At 73.9% G+C, this 1,899-nt stretch carries 3 protein-coding genes; all 3 read right to left on the bottom strand.

The genetic code is table 11. The features are described from left to right. Nucleotides 1-16: 16 nt before the first annotated feature. A complete protein-coding gene (locus tag PKY62_RS01455) occupies nt 17-829 on the bottom strand; it encodes a YwiC-like family protein (RefSeq protein ID WP_324534126.1) in 813 nt (270 codons plus the stop codon). Nucleotides 830-845: 16 nt separating this feature from the next. Beyond that, the gene (locus PKY62_RS01450) at nt 846-1,208 is read right to left on the bottom strand and encodes a cupin domain-containing protein (protein WP_324534123.1); all 363 of its coding nucleotides are present in this window, start codon (nt 1,206-1,208) and stop codon (nt 846-848) included. Nucleotides 1,209-1,269: 61 nt separating this feature from the next. Continuing rightward, the coding region (locus PKY62_RS01445) for a VTT domain-containing protein (protein WP_324534121.1) at nt 1,270-1,899 on the bottom strand (630 nt) is incomplete at its 5' end.

Here is a 1,899-nt window from a genome sequence, read left to right as displayed (position 1 = left end):
CGGCCCGCCGGCCCGATCAGGCGACGAGCAGCAGCAGCCCGAGCGCGACGCTCGCCGCGACCTCGCCGAGACCCACCGCGCGCGGCGAGGCCGTCGGCCACGCGCGGGGCACGACGGCGGCGCGCACGGCCAGCACCGCGAACAGGGCGGCGAGCCACGGCGAGAGCAGCCACGGTGAGACCAGCAACGCGGCCGGCACGAGCGCGGCGTGGTACCCGACGGACGCGAGGTACATCGCCCGGTTGCCGCGCTCGCGGATCATCGTCTTGACGTAGAGGACCGTGCCGAGGAAGTAGCCGAGCAGCACCGCGGCCAGGGCCCAGGCCTCGGCGGCGCCGCCCGGCAGCCACACCGGTCCGGGCACGGTCGCGTGCGCGACGACGGCCATGAGGCTCGCCGCGAGCACGGTGACGGCGTCGTTGAGCAGGGACCTGTCCGCGCGCACCCACGAGGCGCGCAGGCTCACGGCGAGCAGCGGGGCGTAGACGACGCCCCAGCGCAGCAGGTGCAGCGGCTCGGGGGCGGTGAGCACGGTCGCCGTGCCGAGCAGCGCGGTGGCGACCGCGTACGCGCGGACGGCCGGCACGTACTTGGCCCGGCGGTGCGCGCGCAGCCACAGCCCGGCCGCGAAGAACGCGAGGTAGGCCACCAGCCAGGTGACGAGCAGCAGCAGGTGCCACCAGCGCGCACCGGCGTGCAGGGCCCCCACGCCGAGGGGCAGCAGGATCATCGCCCACGCGCCGTGCTGGTTCGGCACCCAGCCGGGGCCGGGCCGACGCCGGGCGCGCGCCGGGCGATGGGCGCGCGCGCCGCGGGGGGTGGTGCTCACCGGCGGTGGACGGGCGTCAGCGGGCGGCGGTGAGCCGCGGGTCGAGCATCGTCAGGGCCAGCCGGGACGGCACCTGGGCCTGGACCGCGTGCGGCAGACGCGCGCCGAGGTGCACCACCCCGCCGGGGAGCAGGTCCACCGTGCGGCCGTCCGCCGTGATCCGCAGGTGCCCGTCGAGCGTCTGGAGCAGCACGGGGACGGCGGCGGTGTGCTCGGTGAGCTCCTGGTCGGCGTCGAACGCGAAGAGCACGATGCGCGCGCCCTGCGCGGTGAGCACCGTGCGCGACACCGTCGCGTCGGGCTGCACCTCGACGAGTGCCGCGAGGTCGGCGAGGTCGGTCATCACCGGGACAGGGGGCTGCAGGTCGAGTGCGGTCATGTCCGCACCATAGGCACGGACGCCCCCGGGAGTACGGACGAACGTCCCGCGTGCGGCGCGCTCAGGCCGGGGTGTCGCCGTGCGGGTGGGCCAGGTCGGTGAGCTGGCGCAGCCGGCGCATCTCGGCGCGCTTCTTGAGGGCCTCGACGAGCATCGGCGCGACCGAGACGAAGATGATCCCCAGCAGGATGTACTCGATGTTGTGCTGGACGAAGGCGAAGCCGCCGAGCCAGTACCCGAGCGACGTCACCCCGACGCCCCACAGCAGGGCGCCGATCATGTTGAAGGTGATGAAGTGCCGGAAGTCCATCCGGCCCACGCCGGCCGCGACGGGTGTGAACGTCCGCACGATGGGCACGAACTGCGCCAGGATGATCGCCTTGCCGCCGTGCTTCTCGAAGAACGCGTGCGTCCGGTCGATGTACTCGCGCCGGAAGAACCGGGAGTCCGGGCGGTCGAAGATCTTGGGCCCGGCCCGGTACCCGATGAGGTAGCCGGTCGAGTTGCCGAGCACCGCCGCGGCGAACATCAACGGCAGCACCTGCCACAGCGGCATGTCGACCACGCCTGTGCCGACGAACATCCCCAGCGTGAAGAGCAGCGAGTCGCCGGGAAGGAAGAACCCGACCATGAGCCCGGTCTCGGCGAAGATCACCGCGACCACGCCCAGCGCGGCCCACAGCCCCAGCCA

This window comes from Actinotalea sp. (genome assembly GCF_035443605.1).
Lineage (GTDB): Bacteria > Actinomycetota > Actinomycetes > Actinomycetales > Cellulomonadaceae > Actinotalea.
The sequence above is the reverse complement of the archived record's forward strand: the minus strand, read 5'-3'. Positions and strand labels throughout refer to the sequence as shown.

What these genes read in the sequence shown, in the direction of transcription:
- PKY62_RS01450 (WP_324534123.1), bottom strand. Translation starts at nt 1,208, where the DNA reads ATGACCGCACTCGACCTGCAGCCCCCTGTCCCGGTGATGACCGACCTC.